11 protein-coding genes and 1 pseudogene are annotated in these 18,843 nt (G+C 64.6%); 7 read left to right on the plus strand and 5 right to left on the minus strand.

Going from position 1 to position 18,843, the window contains the following annotated elements; genetic code table 11:
- Positions 1-12: 12 nt before the first annotated feature.
- From IPL75_09380 to IPL75_09390, 3 genes and pseudogenes are all read right to left on the minus strand, one after another.
- Positions 13-2,034: a spermidine synthase gene (locus IPL75_09380; protein MBK9240466.1), complete on the minus strand. Its 2,022-nt coding sequence runs from the start codon at positions 2,032-2,034 to the stop codon at positions 13-15.
- 6 nt (positions 2,035-2,040) lie between these two features.
- A pseudogene (locus tag IPL75_09385) lies at positions 2,041-2,635 on the minus strand (gluconate 2-dehydrogenase subunit 3 family protein).
- The gene (locus tag IPL75_09390; protein ID MBK9240467.1) at positions 2,635-4,281 is read right to left on the minus strand and encodes a GMC family oxidoreductase; all 1,647 of its coding nucleotides are present in this window, start codon (positions 4,279-4,281) and stop codon (positions 2,635-2,637) included. The pseudogene IPL75_09385 and the gene IPL75_09390 overlap by 1 nt, the downstream one beginning before the upstream one ends.
- A 93-nt stretch (positions 4,282-4,374) precedes the next feature.
- Here IPL75_09390 and IPL75_09395 point away from each other — a divergent pair, with 93 nt between their 5' ends.
- The 4 genes from IPL75_09395 to IPL75_09410 all read left to right on the plus strand — a co-directional run bounded on the left by IPL75_09395 (position 4,375) and on the right by IPL75_09410 (position 9,612).
- On the plus strand, positions 4,375-5,367 hold the full coding sequence (locus IPL75_09395; GenBank protein MBK9240468.1) for a DUF1080 domain-containing protein: 993 nt from the start codon (positions 4,375-4,377) through the stop codon (positions 5,365-5,367).
- A 392-nt stretch (positions 5,368-5,759) separates the two neighbouring features.
- Positions 5,760-6,464: an energy transducer TonB gene (locus tag IPL75_09400; GenBank protein MBK9240469.1), complete on the plus strand. Its 705-nt coding sequence runs from the start codon at positions 5,760-5,762 to the stop codon at positions 6,462-6,464.
- A 278-nt stretch (positions 6,465-6,742) separates the two neighbouring features.
- Positions 6,743-7,120 (plus strand): BlaI/MecI/CopY family transcriptional regulator, encoded by a 378-nt coding sequence (locus tag IPL75_09405; GenBank protein ID MBK9240470.1) that lies wholly within the window; start codon positions 6,743-6,745, stop codon positions 7,118-7,120.
- Entirely contained in the window at positions 7,117-9,612 is a 2,496-nt protein-coding gene (locus tag IPL75_09410; protein ID MBK9240471.1) for a M56 family metallopeptidase, read from the plus strand. The genes IPL75_09405 and IPL75_09410 overlap by 4 nt, the downstream gene beginning before the upstream one ends.
- 270 nt (positions 9,613-9,882) lie before the next feature.
- On the opposite strand, the gene IPL75_09415 is transcribed toward IPL75_09410, so the two are convergent.
- Complete coding sequence (locus tag IPL75_09415; GenBank protein ID MBK9240472.1) at positions 9,883-10,884, minus strand: aldo/keto reductase; 1,002 nt, start codon at positions 10,882-10,884, stop codon at positions 9,883-9,885.
- A gap of 330 nt (positions 10,885-11,214) precedes the next feature.
- On the opposite strand from IPL75_09415, the gene IPL75_09420 reads away from it, so the two are divergent.
- Complete coding sequence (locus IPL75_09420) at positions 11,215-11,562, plus strand: helix-turn-helix transcriptional regulator (protein ID MBK9240473.1); 348 nt, start codon at positions 11,215-11,217, stop codon at positions 11,560-11,562.
- The gene (locus IPL75_09425) at positions 11,559-14,303 is read left to right on the plus strand and encodes an ABC transporter permease (GenBank protein MBK9240474.1); all 2,745 of its coding nucleotides are present in this window, start codon (positions 11,559-11,561) and stop codon (positions 14,301-14,303) included. The genes IPL75_09420 and IPL75_09425 overlap by 4 nt, the downstream gene beginning before the upstream one ends.
- 216 nt (positions 14,304-14,519) lie before the next feature.
- Here IPL75_09425 and IPL75_09430 read toward each other — a convergent pair whose 3' ends face one another.
- On the minus strand, positions 14,520-17,234 hold the full coding sequence (locus tag IPL75_09430; protein MBK9240475.1) for a hypothetical protein: 2,715 nt from the start codon (positions 17,232-17,234) through the stop codon (positions 14,520-14,522).
- A gap of 275 nt (positions 17,235-17,509) precedes the next feature.
- Between IPL75_09430 and IPL75_09435 the strand changes: the two genes are divergently transcribed.
- The gene (locus IPL75_09435; GenBank protein ID MBK9240476.1) at positions 17,510-18,742 is read left to right on the plus strand and encodes a radical SAM protein; all 1,233 of its coding nucleotides are present in this window, start codon (positions 17,510-17,512) and stop codon (positions 18,740-18,742) included.
- The last annotated feature ends 101 nt before the right edge of the window (positions 18,743-18,843 follow it).

An 18,843-nucleotide genomic window follows, 5' to 3' on the forward strand; every position in this document is an offset into this window, starting at 1 on the left:
CACAGGTCTTTTTCATTCGCGCGGGCGGGCAATCAACGCTCCCGCATAACACAGGGCCACCAGGCCGATGAGGGCGCCGTAGCCGGTGATCAGCGCCAGATACTCCGCCACGCCGCCGGCCATCGCCCCCAAAAGGTTGGTGCCGTAGTCGCGAGGGAGAGATGTTGATCGCTTGATCGCGGAGCCGAACAGCAGGCCCGCGCAGAAGATGGGGCTGAAGCCAAGCAGGACATAGGTCAGGGACTCAGCGGCGAGACTGTCGAAGGCGAGCCGGCCCACAGGCACCATGTAGCTGAGGCCGAGCAAACCGAGGAGCACAGCACCAATCATCCAGGGCCGGCGAATCTCCCACCGCGACACCACAAAATTGGCCGCGAGTGCCATCACCAGCACCGAGACAATCGCCAGCGATGCCACCACCCAGGTTGAGCCCCACAACAGGGCAAACTGCGTGATGGACTTCGTTTCCAGCAGCATGAACCCGGCGCCCAACAGGAAGAATTCCCACGACCATCGTCCCGACGCCCTGCGGACGACGGGCGCGACAACCAGTAGTGAGGCGCCGAGGATCAGCAGGAGCGTGTAGATGTAGTGGCGCGGGATGTGACGGTCGCGCAGGTAGAGGAACGGCCAGTCATCCGACGCAGGCTCGATGTTGCGATCCCGCTGATGCAGGCGCGCCGGGCTCGGTGCGTGCGACTGGCCAAAGGCCGTCACGCGCTCAGGAATCGCCGGAGAGGCAGGCATCTGCGCCACACGCGGTCCCGCCAGCATGACGCCCAGGAACGACCGCGCCTCGTGCACGTGCACGTAAGGCTCGGTCCCGAAGGCCACAGCGGCGCTGTTGGCGAGCCGATCGACCAGCCACGGTTCGCGGAAGTAGTTGTAGACCGCCAGCACCCCGTTGTCGGTCAAGCGGTCGCGGACATCCGCAAACGCCTCCTGCGTGAACATGTAGCTCTCGAGGCGCACGCCTGAAAAGCCCGACTGCAGCGTCAGCGAGTCTATGAGCGCAAACACCACCATGTCGTACTTCTTGGTGGTCGTCCTCAGGTAATGCCGCGCATCGTCATTAATCACCGTCACACGCGGGTCCGAGAAGGGTTGGTCCGGATGCAACTCCCGCCCAAGCCTGATGATGGTGGGATCGATTTCGACGGCATCAACGTGTTTGGCGCCATGCCGCAAGGCCGCTGACACGTCGCTGCCCGAGCCGGCGCCAAGCACGAGCACGTTTTCGAACGTGTCGCCGAAGACGGAGTAGGGCCACTGGTAGAAGTACTCCTTCTGATCGAGTGACGCCATCGACTGGTGGAAGATGTTGTTGACCTCCACCACCGTGTCTCCGCCCTGCTGGCGAACCACGATCTTGTAGTACGGCGACCACAACGTGTTGGCGGAGATCATGTGCACCAGCACCACCGTGGCGGCGACGAGAGTGACGCCGACCGCACCCAGCACGCGGCTTCTGCCGGATGTGGCGCCTGGTTCCGCAGACAAGAGCAGCGGCGTGGCCACCACGGCACCGATCCCGAACCACACCGACGGTGGCAGCTCGAACCACGACATCACGCCCAGCATCAACACGCCGGCCAGGCTGCCCGCCACGTTCCACGTGTAGGCCGGCAGTGAGGGAAGCGTGCTCATCTCGCGGCCCATGCGCTGCGCCAGTGCCGTGAAGAGCGCCACCACCACAAAGAAGATCGCGGGCAGCAACAGCACGCTTTCGATCTGAAGAATGTCTTCGTTCGTGCCGCTGGTGAAGTAGATGGCGCCTGTGGCCACCACGTTGACCTCGAGCCGGAAGAAGGCGGCGCCGGCGACGATGGCGAGGAGGATGAACGGGAACCACGCAAAGAGCCGCGTGCGCGCATCAGCGAGCAGGCAGCCCAGGCCGATGCCGAGGAAGCTGGCCAGCAGGATGAAGTTCGAGAAGAACGAGAGCAACCGGATGTTCGCCGGGAGCCAGCGAATCAACGCGATTTCCAGAAAAAGAACGAGGAACGAGACCGAGAAGATCTTCAGGGCAGCCATCAAGTGCTACTCGCCCGCCGACAAGAGGCCGAGCTTCTTCAGCACGTCGTCTGGACAGCCGTTCCATGTGGGCACAAACGTGTTGCCCATGTACTGAAGGTCTTCGATGCCCATCTGGCTCGACCAGAAACCGCTGGCGGTGAGGTCGCGGAAGCTGTTGAAAAAGGGAACGCCGTGCGAGGTTGCGGGATTCACACGCTGGGGCCACGCGATGTCATCGAGGACGGCGCGCCGCTGGGCGTCGGAACATCGCACGAAGTCGAGGTCGAACCGCCGATGGCACTCGAGGTCGAGCCAGGCGAGTCCGCCGCGCATCGCGTTCTGGCGGTTGAGTCTGCTCGTTGAGGATGAAGTCCATGAACTGGGGCACGCCCGCGTCGGTCGCGCTGCCAGACTTGGCGTCCTTCGGAATGATGAGATCCACCAGCACCTTGACGGTCTCGTATTCGTGCGCGGTGAAGAACACCGGCTTGAAGGGCGCCTGCGCGGTTCGAGTGAGGATGCTGGCATGGACCACTTCTTCGCCGGTCCAGGAAAACGCCGCGGCCATCGGCGCCGCCGCCGCCAGTTTGAGCAATGCCCGTCGATTCATCGTCGCCATTACAGTGCGCCCCGTTTCCGTTCTGCCGCGATGAAGTCGCTCGTGCGCCATGACAGCGCGAGGATGGTCCACGTGGGGTTTTTGTCCGCCTGCGACACGAACGGTCCACCGTCGGCCACAAACAGATTCTTCACGTCGTGCGCCTGGCAGTTCTTGTTGACCACCGACGTCTTGGGGTCGTTGCCCATGCGTGTCACACCCAGTTCGTGGATGATGCTGCCGCCGGTGGAGATGCCATAGCCGCGTTCCTTGCTCGGCATCGCCGACATCGGTGTGGCGCCCATCTCCGCAAAGATCGACCGGAAGGTCTCCTGCATGTGTTTGACCTGGTTGTGTTCGTGGTCGGTCCAGTTCCAGTGGAACCGCAGCACCGGGATGCCCCACTTGTCCACGGTGGTCGGGTCAATCTCGCAGTAGCTCTTGTCGTTCGGAATCATTTCGCCGCGCCCGGCCAGACTGACCGTGGCGCCGTAGAACTTGCGATAGTCGGCCTTGAGCCTGGCGCCGTATCCGCCGATCTCGCGTCCGTTGTCGAAGCCGCTGAAGCGCTGAATGCCGCCGCCGAAACCCGAGCCCGGCATGCCCAGGCCGCCGCTGATTTCGATGTGGTAACCACGCGGGAAGTCGAGCTTGGTGTTGTCGAGCACCCACGGCATGTAGAGGTGCGCGCCCCCCACGCCATCTTCGTTGTGGGGAATCTGATCCATCAACTGGGGCACAAACGCCGACACGCTGCCGCCGGTGCTGTCGGTGATGTATTTGCCCACCACGCCGCTGGAGTTGCCCACGCCCTGCGGGAACTGCGACGACTTCGAGTTCAGCATGATGCGCGCGGTTTCGCAGGCGCTTGCCGCCAGCACCACCACGCGCGCCTGCACGTGATTCTCGCGGCCGGTTGTTTTGTCGATGTACGCCACGCCCGTCGCCAGCCCCGCGCTGTTGACGGTGACCTCACGCGCCATCGCATCGGTGATGATCGTCAGCCGGCCGGTGGCCATGGCCGGTGGCAGCAGTACCGAAGGGGAAGAAAAGTTCGAGTGCATCGCACAGCCGCGGAAGCACTGGCCGCAGTAGTGGCAGGCCGAGCGGCCGTTTAAGGGCTGCGTGAGAATCGACAGGCGATTCGGGATGCACTTGATGTTGAGACGATCGGACGCGCGCTTGATGAGCTGTTCGTAGCAGCGCGGCTTGGGCGGCGGTTGGAAAATGCCGTCCGGCTCATTCGGTATCCCTTCCACCGAGCCAAACAACCCGACGAACCGATCCACCTGGTCGTAGTACGGCTTCACATCGTCGTACGTGATGGGCCAGTCGTCGCCCAGGCCGTCAAGGCTCTTGCGCTTGAAGTCGTTGGGACCGAAGCGCAGTGAAATGCGGCCCCAGTGATTGGTGCGGCCTCCCAGCATGCGCGTGCGGAACCACTGGAAGCTGTTGCCGGGCGCGGTGGTGTACGGTTCGCCGTCGATCGCGAAGCCGCCGATCCAGGCGCCAAATTCGCCCCACGGCCGTTCGGGTGTGCCGCCGCCTCGGCGTGGTGAGTCATACGGCCACGCAAACATCTGGCTGTCTTTGACCGGGTCCCAGTTCACGCCCGCTTCCAGCATGACGACCTTGGCGCCCGACTCTGTCAGCACCTTGGCGGCCATCCCGCCACCGGCTCCAGACCCGACAATACAGACGTCGTACGTTTCGCGGCTTCGAATGATTTGCACGCGGGAATTGTAGCGTAGGATACGGCCATGAGACTCAAACCCGCCCTTCTCGTTGTCGGCGTCCTGCTCGGGCTTTCGGTGTTCGCGCCTGCGGTTCGTGCCCAGCAATCACCGTTTGTGGGGGCGTGGAACTTCACCGGGACGGGGCCGGACACGGCGTTTGTGTACTGGGTCGAGATCAAAGAAGAGAACGGGCAGCTCACCGGCCGCTTTCTCAACCGTACGGGCAACCCGATTCCGCTCGGCGCGGTGAAAGTGGAGAACGGCGAGTTGATCTTCCAGGCCAGCCGGTTCGACCGGGTCACGAACAAGATCGAGCCCACTGGCCCAGAGTTCCGCGCGCGTCTGGAAGGGGACCGTCTGGTGGGCCGCCACATGCTGCGAACCGGTGGACGAGGCGGCGCGCCGGCGGTTGAGCGCGAGGTCAACTGGGCCGGCGCCCGGCGTCCCGCATTCCCGGCGTCGAACGCGAATGCCGCGCACAAGTATGGCGCTCCCGTCGTGTTGTTTGATGGCACCTCCCTTGATGCGTTCGGTGTCCAACATGCCGATCGGCCGCTCAACTGGGCGGTGGCCGATGGCCTGCTCGTGAATACGCCGCCGTCCAACAACCTCGTGAGCAAGCAGAAGTTCGCCGACTTCAAGGTCGACCTGGAGTATCGGCTCGAGGCCAACAGCAACAGTGGCCTCTATCTGCGGGGCCGGTACGAGCTTCAGCTCCTGGACGACTTCGGCAAGCCGACCCAGATTCTGGGCCACGCGGCGGTCTACGGTCGCGCGGTGCCGATGGTCAACGCCAGCAAGCCCGCCGGCGAATGGCAGCAGCTCACCGCGGTGCTCGTGGGCGATCGCGTGACGGTGACGCTCAACGGCCAGAAGCTCCACGACAACGTGGCCATCGACGGCATCACCGGCGGCGCGCTCGACAACGCCGAACTCACGCCGGGACCGATCATGATCCAGGGCGACCATTCTAAAGTGGCGATTCGGCGCCTCGTCGTGACGCCCATCGTGAAGTGACGCAGGGCGTGGCGCTCACTGCGCCCATTGCGCCCATTGCGCCCTGGCGTAATGGCGAAATGTCACAAATGTCCGAAATGGCGAAGTGCGGACAGACCATTGTAGGGAAGAATGCCGGAATGTCTGCCCTCCAATGGTTGAATCTGCTGCTCCAAGGTCATTCGTTCATTGCGCGCCTTGGACATTCCAACATTCTTCCCTGCAATGGGTTGTCCGGCATTTCGCCATTTCGGTCATTTGTGACATTTCGCCATTACACGCGCCAGCACCGCGGCGCCGATTTCGCGCGAGCGGTGTCTCAGTAGATAGGGAAGCTTCTCCAATTTGTTAACCAAGCCGCGTGAGCGGCCTTGCGAGAGCCGCGCGGTGTCTCGCGCAATAGGAGAGGTGCCATGCCCCGAACGTTGTTTGAGCAAGTGCTCGTCACAGAAACACCCCGGAAGGCGCCGCGCTGGATGAGGCTCGGGTCGCTGGTGCTTCACGTCGTCGTTGTCCTCGTGCTGCTCGTGCTGCCGATCACCGCAGCGCTTGATCTGCCTGGGATCCAGACGCGGCTGCCAACGGTCATGCTCGCGTCGGTGCCCTCGCCGCCGCCACCGGCGAGTCAACCGGTTGCCACCACCGCGTCTGTCCCGACGACGGCGCCGAGTGTGCCGCTAGCGCCACCAGACGGGATTACACCCGAGGTGGCTCCGCCCGCCCCGGCCGCACTCGGGGTCCCCGGAGGCGTCGGCACCGGAGTCCCGTATGTGGGCGCCCTGAATACGTCGGCGCTCGGCCCGCCGCCTCCGCCGATGGCCGTGCCCGAACCCCCGCGTCGCGTTGGTGGAATCATCCGCCCGCCCGAGCGCACTGTCTTCAAGGCGCCCGAGTACCCGCCCGTTGCGAAGGCGGCCCGCATCGAGGGCACAGTGGTGCTCGAAGCCACGCTCGATGAGCGCGGCGTCGTGCAGAACGTCACCGTGCTCAGGTCTGTGCCGCTCCTCGACCAGGCGGCCATCGACGCCGTCCGCCAATGGCGCTACTCTCCGACGCGACTCAACGGCGTCGCGATCCCCATCATCATGACCGTCACCGTGACGTTCTCGATTCGTTAGAGCTCTGCGAGAACGTCGCGTGACGATGCGCGACGGCGTAATGGCGAAATGTCACAAATGTCCGAAATGGCGAAATGTCTGCAGTGCGGGAATCCTCGAATCCTCGAATGTCCAAGGCGCGCAATGAACGAATGACCTTGGAGCAGCAGATTCAACCATTGGAGGGCAAAGACATTCGGACATTCTTCCCTGCATTGGTTTATCCGCAGTTCGCCATTTCGGACATTTGTGACATTTGTCCATTGCGAGCGTCAGCGCCACGTGTTACAGTGCGTAACATGACAGCGCGTAACACATCGAGCCTGACCCGACTGCAGCAGGCGATTCTGGACTACGTGGCCTCCAAAGGGCCGGCGACCGCCGATCAGGTTCGAGAGGCGTTGCGATCGGACCATCCGCTCAAGGACTCGAGCGTACGGACGCTCCTGCGTCGGCTTGAGGCGCGAGGGCTTGTGAGCCACGTGGTGGAGGGCAAGACCTTTGTCTATCGCGCGGAGGTGGCGTCCACGAGTGTGGCCGCAGCGGCCGTGCGACGGTTGATCGATGGGTTCTGGAAAGGGTCGGCAGAGCAGTTCCTGACCGGGTTGGTGGACGAGAAGGTGCTGTCGGCGGCCGATCTGCGACGTCTTGCGAAAAAAGTGGGAGGACGGAAATGACCGCTGCCGTGATTCTCGACACTCTGGTCGAAGCGTCCACCCGGGCGCTTGTCGTCGCGGCCCTTGTCGCCCTCGCCCTTGCCACCTTCCGCGTAAAGGTACCGGCCATTCGGCATGCGGCCTGGACAGCCGCGCTGGTCGCGATGCTTCTACTGCCGGCGGTATCGGGCTGGATGCCCACATTGCCGTTACCCGCCTGGGTGCCTGACGTTCGGGTGCTTGGCCCTGCCGCGGTCTCAACGCCTGCGACGGCCTCTGTGGTTGCGTCACCCGTGGCCGCGCGGCTCGCTGAGCGTTCGGCTGGCTCGGTCGAGGAGACAGGTGCAACCGGGCGAGCGGTGACGACCCTGGCCGCGGATTCGTCTGGCCCGTCGGCGTCAGCTCAGGTGCCGCCGGCCGCACGCGCATCGACATGGCGCGAGTGGACTGTGATCGCCTGGCTCGTGGTGGCGTGCATCCTTCTCCTGCGGGAACTGGCCGGTGCGTGGGTGGCGCATCGCCTCGCCAGCAGCGGCGTGCCGGTTGACGGCGAGGGCCAGGTGTTCGAATCGCCCCGCATCATTTCGCCGGTCGTCGTCGGTGTCCTCGCGCCTCGTGTGATGGTGCCCTCGTCATGGCCGCAGTGGGGAGCCGGCGTACGCGAAATGGTCCTGCTCCACGAACGCGCCCACGTCACGCGAAGGGACCCTCTCGTGGCGTGCCTCGCACGCGTCAATCGCGCGGTGTTCTGGTTCCATCCCGTCGCCTGGTGGCTCGAGCGCCATCTCAAAACCGTCTCGGAAAAAGCGTGCGACGAAGTGGTGGTGCGCGCCGTGCGCGAACCACGACTGTATGCGGCGATGCTCGTCGAGATGGCCCGGCGTCTGCAGCGCGACGGCCGACGCGTGGCGTGGCAGGGCATCGGCATCGTCGACAGCCGCAGGTTCGAAGACCGCGTCGATCGCGTGCTTGCCGGGCCATCGCCGGAATTGTCCCGTCTCCGGAAGGCGACTCTGACCGGTCTGTGTGCGCTGCTCGTCGCCGTCGGCGTCGCGTGTGGCACGCCCGTGCCGCCGTTGGCCGAAGACCCGGAGCTTGCGAAGTCCATCACCAGGCAATACGCGCGGCTGGCTGACTATGAAGCGGCGCAGAAGCTGACGCTCGAACAGGTGGCCGAACTGGAGCGGGTTGTTGCCGCAAACCCAGACGACCTCAGGGCCACCGAGAAGTTGATCACGTTCTACAGCCAGCGCGGCCAGAAACTGATGGGCTGGAACGAGATGCTCGCCGCACGGCGGCCGCACATCCTGCGCATGATTGCGCAGCACCCAGAGTCGGGCCTCGTCCGCTGGCCGTACGTCCGTCGCCTGGACCCGGATGGGTACGACCAGGCCAGGGCGTTGTGGCTGGCGCACACCGAACGTCCCGATGTCAGTACCCACGTGCTCTCGGAAGCCGCAACATTCTTTGAACGCTCCGAAAAGCCACTCGCGGAGCAACTGCTTCTTCGGGCCCAGGCGGCAGATCCCGACGGTCCGACACCACGGGTGGCCGTCAGTGGTGTCTATCGCCTTCCGTGGGCGCGCCGACTCGGCGCCCTCTACGCCATGGCGATTGTCGGTTCCGACGGCGACTCGTCGTACGACACCGTGACGACGGTGAGCACTGAAGTGATGAGGAGCCCGTTCGCAAAACACGCGAGGCAGAAGCTGGATGAGTCAACGGACTCGGACATGCTTCTGGGTGCGAGCGAATTCCTTTCTCGCAACGCGGCCAATGCGAAGGTGGACTTTGTTCCAAAGGACCTTGGGCTTGTCTACGCCGAGCGACTGCTGAAACTCAATCCGGCGTCAGAGACCGCGCGCCGGATTCTGGCAGGGCCGGCGCACGACGCCGAATATGCCCGGATGGTGAAACTGCTCGGCCAGACGGCTCCGGGATTGCCACTGAAGTCACCAGCGTCAACGCGGCCTGATGAAAACGCGGCGTTTGAGCAGTTATCCGACGCGCTGAAGCTTGAATACGCGCACCAACTCTTGTGGCAGCCGTACGGCCTGGCAATGCGGGCGTATGACCAGAACGACGAGCCCGCAGCGAAGGCCGCGCTGGAGAACTTCAAGCGGCGTGCCGAGGTCATCGAGCGTCTTGCAGCGGCCGCCCCCGCATCCGGAGCCACTGCCTCGATCGTCGCCGACCTGCACATTGCGTTTGGTACCTACGCGATGCGCCAGGGCGACCGGCGCGAAGCCGTGCGCCGGTTGACGATGGCGACGACCGCGGCTGCCACGGCGCCGGCCCAGGCGGACTCTGTGACGGGCATTAGTGCCGGCGCCACGCGTCTGACCCACGACTTGCTCACCGCAGGCGAACGCGAATCAGTGGCGGCGTTTTACGACGCGGTCTCTAAGAACGTCGAGCCGTGGCAACGGCGCGTCTTCGAGGACGCCGCCGCGGCCATCCGCGCCGGACGCATGCCGCGCGAGTACCAAAGCTATCTCGCGCACATGCGCTGAAGGACGCAACGCGCGCGCGCTCGCCGCGTTGGGCGTAATGGCGAAATGTCACAAATGTCCGAAATGGCGAAATGTCGGACAAACCGATTGCAGGGAAGAATGACCGAATGTCTTTGCCCTCCAATGGTTGAATCTGCTGCTCCGAGGTCATTCGTTCATTGCGCGCCTTGGACATTCCCAGATTCTTCCCTGCATTGGTTTATCCGCAGTTCGCCATTTCGGACATTTGTGACATTTCGCCATTACGCGGCGCATCGCCAAGCGCCCTGCCTAGACGTCGTGCCCTTTCACCTCATGCGCCGTGTAAGGCGCTTCCAGCGCCGCGCACTCTGCGGCGTCCAGCGCGATCGACGTGCCGCTGATCGCGTCGTCGAGGTGCGTCATCTTGGTGGCGCCGATGATTGGCGCGACGACGCCGGGGCGTGAGAGGAGCCAGGCGAGCGCGACCTGGGCCATGGGGAGGCCACGCGCGGTGGCGACGCGCTCAACGGCATCCACAACAAGCCAGTCCGCCGGATCGCCGTAGAGGGTGGGGGAGTAGGTGTCGGACAATGACCGCGGTGTGCCTGGGCCCTTCACGTGGCCGTCGGACGGGCGCGGGCGCGTGAGCAGGCCGCGGCCAAGCGGGCTCCACGGAACGAGGCCGACTCCGGCATCGAGGCAGAGCGGGATCATCTCGCGTTCCTCTTCGCGATAGAGCAGGTTGTAGTGATTCTGCATGGAGATGAAACGCGCCCAGCCATTCCGCTCTGAGATCGACAGGGCTTGCGCCATCCTCCAGGCTGAACCTGAACTTGCGCCCAGGTAACGGACCTTGCCGGCGCGCACCAGGTCGTGCAGCGCCTCCAGCGTTTCCTCTATCGGCACATCCCGATCGAAGCGGTGGATTTGGTACAGGTCGATGACGTCAACGCCAAGGCGCCTGAGGCTGGCGTCGCAGGCCTGCAGGATGTGTTTGCGCGACAGGCCGCCCATATTGGGCGTATCCGCACTGGCGCCCATGGGGAAGTTGACCTTGGTCGCGATCACCAGTTCTTCGCGGCGCCCCAGTTCCTTCAGCAGGCGCCCGGTGACTTCCTCGCTGGCGCCCATCGAGTACATGTCGGCGGTATCGAAGTAGTTGATTCCGGCTTCGATCGCCCGCACAAAAAACGGCCGCGCCGCATCTTCATCCAGCACCCACGGCCGCCACGCCGAGGAGCCGTAGCTCATGCACCCGACGCCGATGCGCGACACCTTCAGGCCGCTTCTTCCTAACCGCTCGTATTTCATTGCCACAGTCTACTTGCTGCTCCGTGCGGTATTTCGTAGCGCGGCGTGAACCTCAACGCCGCGATGTACGGCGGCCTTGAGACCCAGGCCGCCCTACGAGGTCAGGCCAATGCACGAGTGCCCAAATCCTCGAATGTCCAAGGCGCGCAATGAACGAATGACCTTGGAGCGGCAGATTCAGACATTGGAGGGCAAAGACATTCCCACATTCTTCCCTGCAATCGGTTTGTCCGACATTTCGCCATTTCGGACATTTGTGACATTTCGCCATTACCGCGTGGCAAACTTTTCGGCGCTCCGCACGTCTATTACTCCTACGGAGCAGAGTAAATGCCACGAACAGAGTCCTTGGGCGAGTTTGAACAGTCTGTCCTGCTGGCCATCGCGCACCTCATTCAGGCCAACGAGGACGTGTATGGCGTGAGTGTCCGGCAGGTCATCGAGTCGCGCACCGGGCGCAGTGTGCCCGTCGGCGCCCTGTATACGGCCCTCGATCGCCTGGAGCGCAAGGGCTACGTCTCCTCGGAGATGGGTGACCCCACGCCGTCGCGCGGCGGCCGCGCCAAGCGGCATTTCGTCCTTCGCCCGGCAGGCGCCGCCGCCCTTGAACGCTCGCGCGACTACCTCGCCAGGATGTGGCAGGGCCTGGCCCCCATCTCACGGCGGACCCGCGCATGACGCCGACCCCCCCACGCCTGGCCCGGTGGCTGCTTGAGCGCTTCACCATTGCCGCCGACCGTGACGCGGTTCTTGGTGACCTGAACGAAGAGTTCGAAACGCGCGCCCAGGTGTCGCCGGCCGATGCCGCCCGGTGGTACCGGCGCCAGGCCATCCAATCACTCGTGCCGGTGTTGCGCCGACGCTGGCCGGCCAGCATCTCTCCCACACCCTCAGGAGCCCTCATGGATTCGTTGTGGCAGGACGTCCGGTTTGCGTTTCGACTCTCGCGGCGCAAGCCGTTGGTCTCAGTGGTGGCGATTCTGTCGCTCGTCATCGGCATCGCACTGGCCACCGTCGTGTTTTCCATCCTGAACGCCGCAGTGCTCAGGCCGCTGCCGGTCTCGGCGCCCGACGATCTGGTGGTGGTGCTCGAGCAGCGCCCCACCAGCATCCAACACCAGATGTCGTATCCCGACTACCTCGACATCCGCGCTGAACAGCGCGCGTTCGTGGACATCTTCGGGTGGAGCCCGCGGCAAATGGTGGCGACCGTGGGCAACGCCACCACCATCGTGGACGCGGAGCTTGTCACCGGCGGCTACTTCACCACCCTCGGCGTGCGAACCATCTCCGGTCGTCCCATCGGTGACGATGACGATAAGCCGGGGCAGCCACCGGTGGCTGTGGTGAGCGAACGATTGTGGCGGGCGTGGGGGCGCTCCCTGCCGCTCGAATCCGGCGCGACCGTGGTCTTCAACAACGCGCCCTTCGCCATCGTGGGTATCGTGCCCAACACCTTTTCGGGAGTTGAGATCGGCCGCAGGGCAGACGTGTGGGTGCCTGTGGTGCAGCGAGCGATCGCCACTGGAAACCCGACCGATGCGGCCATCTCGTCTCGACGCACGAGCTGGCTGACGGTGATGGGCCGACGGCGCCCCGGCACCAGCCACGCCGCGCTCACGAGCGACCTGATGCAAATCGAGCAAGGGCTGTATCCCAAGTGGGAACGCACCGAGCCGCGACGCCTCTATGCCGGACCTGGGTCTCACGGTGACTTCACCGTGCCTGAGTCGGTTGTCTCGACGCTGCAGGCGCTGTTGATAGCCACCTTCGTTGTGCTGCTTGTGGCGTGCGCCAATGTGGCGAACCTGCTGATGGCCCGGGCGGCCGATCGGAGTCGTGAACTGGCGCTCCGGCTGGCGCTGGGGGCGGGTCGATGGCGGTTGTTCCGTCTCATCGTGGCGGAAGCCGTGTTGTTGTGTGTGGGCAGTGCGATCCTCGGTCTCGGGCTTGCCAGCGCAGGCGCCACCGCGGCCTCACGCCTGATGTTGCGGTTTGGCGAACCGGTCGCGCTTGATCTGTCGATCGACTGGCGACTGGCGCTGTTTGTGTCGGGACTGGCGTTGGCCTCAGCGCTGCTGTCGAGTCTCGCGCCTGCGGTTCACGTGTTGCGATCCACCCGCCTGGCCGCGATGGCTGATGGTGGCCGCGGCGGCACGGCCACTCGCCTTGCCGGCCTCCTGCGATCGGGAATGCTCGTCGGTCAGTTCGCGCTCTCACTTGCGCTGGTCGTCTCAGCGCTGTTACTCGTCAGGACGGTGGGCAATCTCAGGAACGCGCCCACCGGTTTTGCCACGAATGAAGTGGCGCTGCTGGCCGTGGCGCCGGGCGCGGCGCAGTTCAGTGAGAGTCGCGCGGACGCGTACGTCACCGAAGGCATCGATCGGCTATCGGCGATCCCCGGCGTTCGGGCAGCGGCCTTCGCGCGCGTTCGCCCCGTCAACACGGGCGGCTCACGCATGACCATTCATGTGTCCGGCTATGCGCCGCAGCCCGACGAGGACATGGAGATCAACTACAACTCGGTGACCAGTGCGTACTTTGAAGCCATGGGCATTCGGTTGCTTGATGGCGCGGCGCTTCGCGCACGACCGGTCGCGGCTGCGGCGCCCGCCGCTTCCCAGGCGGCAGCGACGGCCGCAGGTCCTCAGGCTGCAGGCCCACCGGCTCCGCCGCCGTTGATCGAGGGTGTCGTCAACGAGACCATGGCCAGGCGCTACTGGCCCAACGCACGCGCGGTCGGCCAACGGTTCTACCTCGGCGACGACACCACGGGCCAGCCGGTTGAAGTGGTTGGAATGGTGGCCGATGCGAAATATCGCGAGGTGCGCGAGGAGCCGCGACCCAGTTTCTACGTGCACATGTCGCCCAGGCACGCGCTGGACGGTGTCTTTCACGTACGCGTCGCCGGGGCACTGTCAACCACGATGCCGGCGCTCAGGCGGGCGCTGGTGGATCTGGCGCCCTCCGTCCCCATCACCCAGACGCGCACCCTGCGCAATCAGATCGACGTGAACATCACGGACGATCGCCTGGCGATGACCATCGGCGCCGTGCTGGCGGGTGCGGCAATCTTCCTGGCCGGCGTCGGGCTCTTCAGCGCGATGGCACACATGGTGGGCCAGCGCACCAGGGAGATCGGCGTGCGCGTGGCTCTGGGCGCAACCGCGCTCGGCATTCAGGGGCTCGTGTTTCGCCAGGCCCTGTCGATCACCCTGCTTGGCGCGGCGATTGGATTCGGACTGGCGATGTGGGCCACTTCTGTCACCGCGAGCCGACTCTACGGCGTTGACCGATTCGACGGGGCAAGCTTCGGCGGAGCCGCGCTGGTTCTGGCGGCGGTCGCCCTTGGGGCGGCGCTCATTCCAGCGCGACGCGCATCGCGCGTCGATCCTGTGGACGCGCTGCGACGCGACTAGGGCGCCGCGGGCGTAATGGCGAAATGCATTTCGTAGCGCGGCGTGAACCTCAACGCCGCGATAAACGGCGGCCTTGAGACCCAGGCCGCCCTACGAGGACAGGCCGCCCTACGAGGAGGGCAGAGACATTCCTACATTCTTCCCTGCAATCGGTTTGTCCGACATTTCGCCATTTCGGACATTTGTGACATTTCGCCATTACACGCGGGAGCGCGCCTAGCGCCGTGCGAGAATGCGCTCCCGCACCATCGCCGCCACCGTTTGTTTCTCGCCGGCGATATCCACCGAAACCGCGTAGGTTCCAACGGCGAGCGGACCACTGGCCGCAGCGCCACCTGGAGCGCCCCCGCGCCCAGCGCCGCCACCTCGACCGCCACCGCCTCCCGCCAGAGGGACGTTCACGCGATTGAGCCCGGCGCGCGTCGGGCCGGTCAGTTGCCGCACGGTGCGACCTGCCGCATCGGCCAAAGTGATCTGTGCCTGACCGGTGCCGGCCGCCGCGAGGTGATACTGCACGACAAGCGCTTCCGGCTCATTAGGCACCTCGAGGTATTTGTCGCCGAAGAGGTGATAGTTCATCCCCTGCAGGCTGAATCCGTAGCGTGCTTTCGGCTCCACGGCGAACAGATGGAATTTCTTCGCGAGCACGTCGGCGGACAGTTCCTGCAGCGGTGTGATGTCGCCCGCCCAGATCGCACGCCCGTAGGTGGCGATCACCAGATCGTTCTCGCGAGGATGGACGGTCAGGTCGTGCACCGCCACGGTGGGGAGGTTGGCCTTCAGGCGCGTCCACTCACCGCCGCCATTGATCGAGACGTATACGCCGATGTCGTTGCCGACGATGAGCAGGTTCGCGTTTTTGCGATCCTGCACCACTACGTTGATCGGAGACGCGGGCAGGTTGCCGCTGACAGACGTCCACGTCTTGCCCAAGTCCGTCGTCTTGTACAAGAACGGCCGGAAGTCGTCGTTGCGAAAGCCGCTCTTCGACACAAACGCCGTGGCCGCATCGTGTGACGACGCGTAGACGCGGCTGACCCAGCGATCCACCGGCGCGCCCACTGCGGTCAGCGCGGGCGTGAGATCCGTCCACGCTCCACCGTGATTCTGCGACACGTGCACTTTGCCGTCGTCGGTTCCGACCCAGAGGACGCCCGCCTTCAGCGGCGACTCGGAGATCGACGTGATCGTGCAGTACGGCACGTTGAGGCCGATCTTCGCCGGGTCGTTGGTCGTCAGGTCGGGACTGATCTCTTCCCATGTGTCGCCGCGGTTCAACGAGCGGAACAGCACCTGTGCGCCCGCGTACAGAATCTGCGGGTTGTGCGGCGAGAGCGCGATCGGCGCAATCCAGTTGTAGCGCAACCGCGGCGCACTCGCATCACGCCGGGGTCGGATGTCGGTGCGGACGCCGGTCAACTGGTCCATACGTCCAAGCTGGTTCAGCTCGCGCGTGTTGTAAACCCAGCGGCTGTCGGTGGGGTCGATGACGTTATACATGCCGTCACCGGGGCCCACGGTCGTCCAGTGCTCCAGCGTGATGCGCCCGGTCGTGCTGTTGCTGGGGCCCTTCCACGAGTCGTGATCCTGGAAGCCGGCATAGACGTTGTACGGGTCGTCCATATCCACGCCCAGCGCGTATGCCTCGCCGATCCCCAGGTTCGGGAAGTAGTCGGACGTGCGGCCGCCGTCATACGACACATTCACGCCGCCGTCGCTGCCCAGCATGATGCGCTGCTCATCCAGCGGATCCCACCACATGCTGCGGAAGTCGCCGAAGACGCCGCGGAAAAAATTGCTGTCCCACGTCTTGCCGCCGTCTCGTGAGATGTACATCGAGTCGCTGGTGACGATGACCGTCTGGTCGTTGTGCGGATTGATGCGCACCTGGTTGAACGAATACGGCGCTTTGCCGCCCGCGACGTTGACGTCGGTGACGCTTCGCCACGTCACGCCGGCGTCATCGCTGCGATAGAGCTGGTTACCGATGATGCCGCTCGCGAGTGGGCTCGTCGGATTCGCGCCACCTACGCGACCTGCTGCACCTGGGGCTGGGTTCTGATTCTCCAGCAACGCGTACAACACGCGCGGGTTGCGCTGATAGATGTCGATGCCGATGCGGCCAATCTTCCCTGTCGGCAGTCCGCCGGCCAGTCGCGTCCACTTCGTGCCGCCATCAGTGGTCTTGTAGATGCCGCTCTCAGGGCCGCTCTCGATGATCTGCCACGGCTTGCGGTCTTTCTCATACATCGCCGCGTACAACACGGTGGGCGTCTGACGGTTGATCACGATGTCGATCGCGGCCACACCGTCGTTGATGTAGAGCACCTTGTCCCAGGTCTTGCCGCCATCCATCGTCCTGAACACGCCGCGTTCTTCGTTGCGTGAAAAGAGATGGCCGATCGCCGCCACATACACGACGTCCGGATTTTTCGGATGAATGACGATGCGGGCGATGTGGTGGGAGTCGGGCAGGCCCATGAACTGCCAGGTGGCGCCGGCGTCCACAGATTTGAAGACGCCCTTACCGGAGTAGGAGGAACGCGCCACGTCCTGAGCGCCCGTGCCCATCCAGACCACGTTGGGGTTGGATGGGGCGATGGTGACTGCGCCCACGGCGGCCGCGTCCACGCTGTCGGAGATGGCATTCCAGGTGATGCCGTTGTTGGTGGTCTTCCAGAGGCCGCCACTGCGGGTGGCGGCGTAAATTGTGTAGAGCTGGTCGCGGCCGGTGGTCTCGGGCACGGCAATTTCGGTGACCCACGCCGACGAGCGAAACGGGCCGAGGTTACGGAAGGTGAGCGCATTGGCCACCGCCTCAACGCCGGCAGCCGACTGCGCCTGCAGTGGGGTGGAGGGAATCAGAGCAGCAACGTTGAACAGCACCAAGCCGGCTGCAAGAACGGAAATACGGGAGATACGAGACGTCATGTGGACCCTCCGGAACGGGGCAATTGTACTTGCGCCGCGGGTGGAAGCACTGTGGGAGATTTCCGCTACCACCGCGGGATTTCGCCCGTAGTTCCGCGGCCTTGAGACCCAGGCCGCGCTACGAAATGCGCGTCACTCGTAGTTCCGCGGCCTGGGTCCGTCCTCGTAGGGCGGCCTGGGTCTCAAGGCCGCCGTGTGCCGCGGCGTTGAGATTCACGCCGCGCTACGTTAGGAGGACCTGTCGGCACAGGGTGTGCAAGAGAACCCGACGCCGAATGCTCACCCTGGCCACATTGCGCGAGAACTCTGCGCTTCTGAAGCTCGACCTGTACTGCAAGGGCGCGCGCCTGGACGAGTCGTGTCTGGACGGCGAGGGCACCGGTCGCGGGCTGCTGAGGACGCGGGCAGGCCTCGGGTCGGGCCTTGAAGTGGTGTTGCCAGGGGGATTCTGGACCAACGTGCCGGTGCTGGAGGCCTTCGCCCAGCGGTCGCCCTATGTCATTCGCCGCGAGGCCGGCGGCCTCACGCTTTATCGCAATGACGAGGCGGTCACGTCCCTCACGTTGTCGCCCAGGCCGGCGTGGTACGACGCCAAGACCCGATCCGGCAAACCGATGACGCGCGTCGGCACCCTTCAGGGCACCTACCTCGGTGTGTATCCCGCGAAGGTCTGTGACTACTGGGTGGCCGAACCCACGAAGACCAATTGTCACTTCTGTTCGGTGGGGCTGAACCTCGGGGTAGACGACGCGTCGGAGAAGTCCGTGGAGGAAGTGCTGGAGGTGGTGCGCGCGGCGCGCAATGAATCCGGCATCACGTACGTGGACTTCAATACCGGGCACTACGAGGGCGACACCTACCTCGATATTCTGGAGCCCTACCTTCGGCGCATCAAGAAAGAGACGGGCCTGCTCGTGGGCGTGCAGACGCCGCCGCATCACGATTTGTCCCGCTACGATCGCCTGCGCGCGATGGGCGTGAATCGCGTGTCGTTTTGTTTCGAGATTTTTGACCGGGACGTGTTTCGCGACGTGTGCCCAGGCAAAGACGCGCAGTATGGACTGGATCGCTACCTGGATGCCATCCGGTATTGCGCCCGGCTGGGAGCCCAGGGACCGGCGTCTGAGCCGTGGGTCACCAATGGCGAGATCATCGCGGGGCTCGAGCCGCCGGAGTCATCCATCGCAGCCATCAACTGGATCACGGCCGCCGGCGCCATTCCCACGGTGTGTGTCTTCCGCCCGCTGCGCGGCACCGACTACGAAGACCGCGAGCCGCCCGACACCGAGAGCCTCATCCCCGTGTTCCGCCGGCTCTACGAGGCGTGTATGGAGGCAGGCTTGCCCATTGGCTGCGCGCCCGACGTCCATGTCTCGCTCGTGCTGTTGCCCGAGGAGTGCGAGTCACTGTCCACACGTCAGTTCCGGTGGCACCGGATGAAACTCGCCGTCATGAAACGCGTCTTCGCCGCCCAGTTCGCGCGCCGCCTCCGGCGCCACGCGGTGTAGCCAGGGTGTCAGTCCTCGTAGGGCGGCCTGAATCTCAAGGCCGCCGAAGGGCCGCGGCGTTGAAGTGCACGCCGCGCTACGAAGACCGGAACTCTGGACCC

The organism is Acidobacteriota bacterium (assembly GCA_016716905.1).
GTDB lineage: Bacteria > Acidobacteriota > Vicinamibacteria > Vicinamibacterales > SCN-69-37 > SYFT01.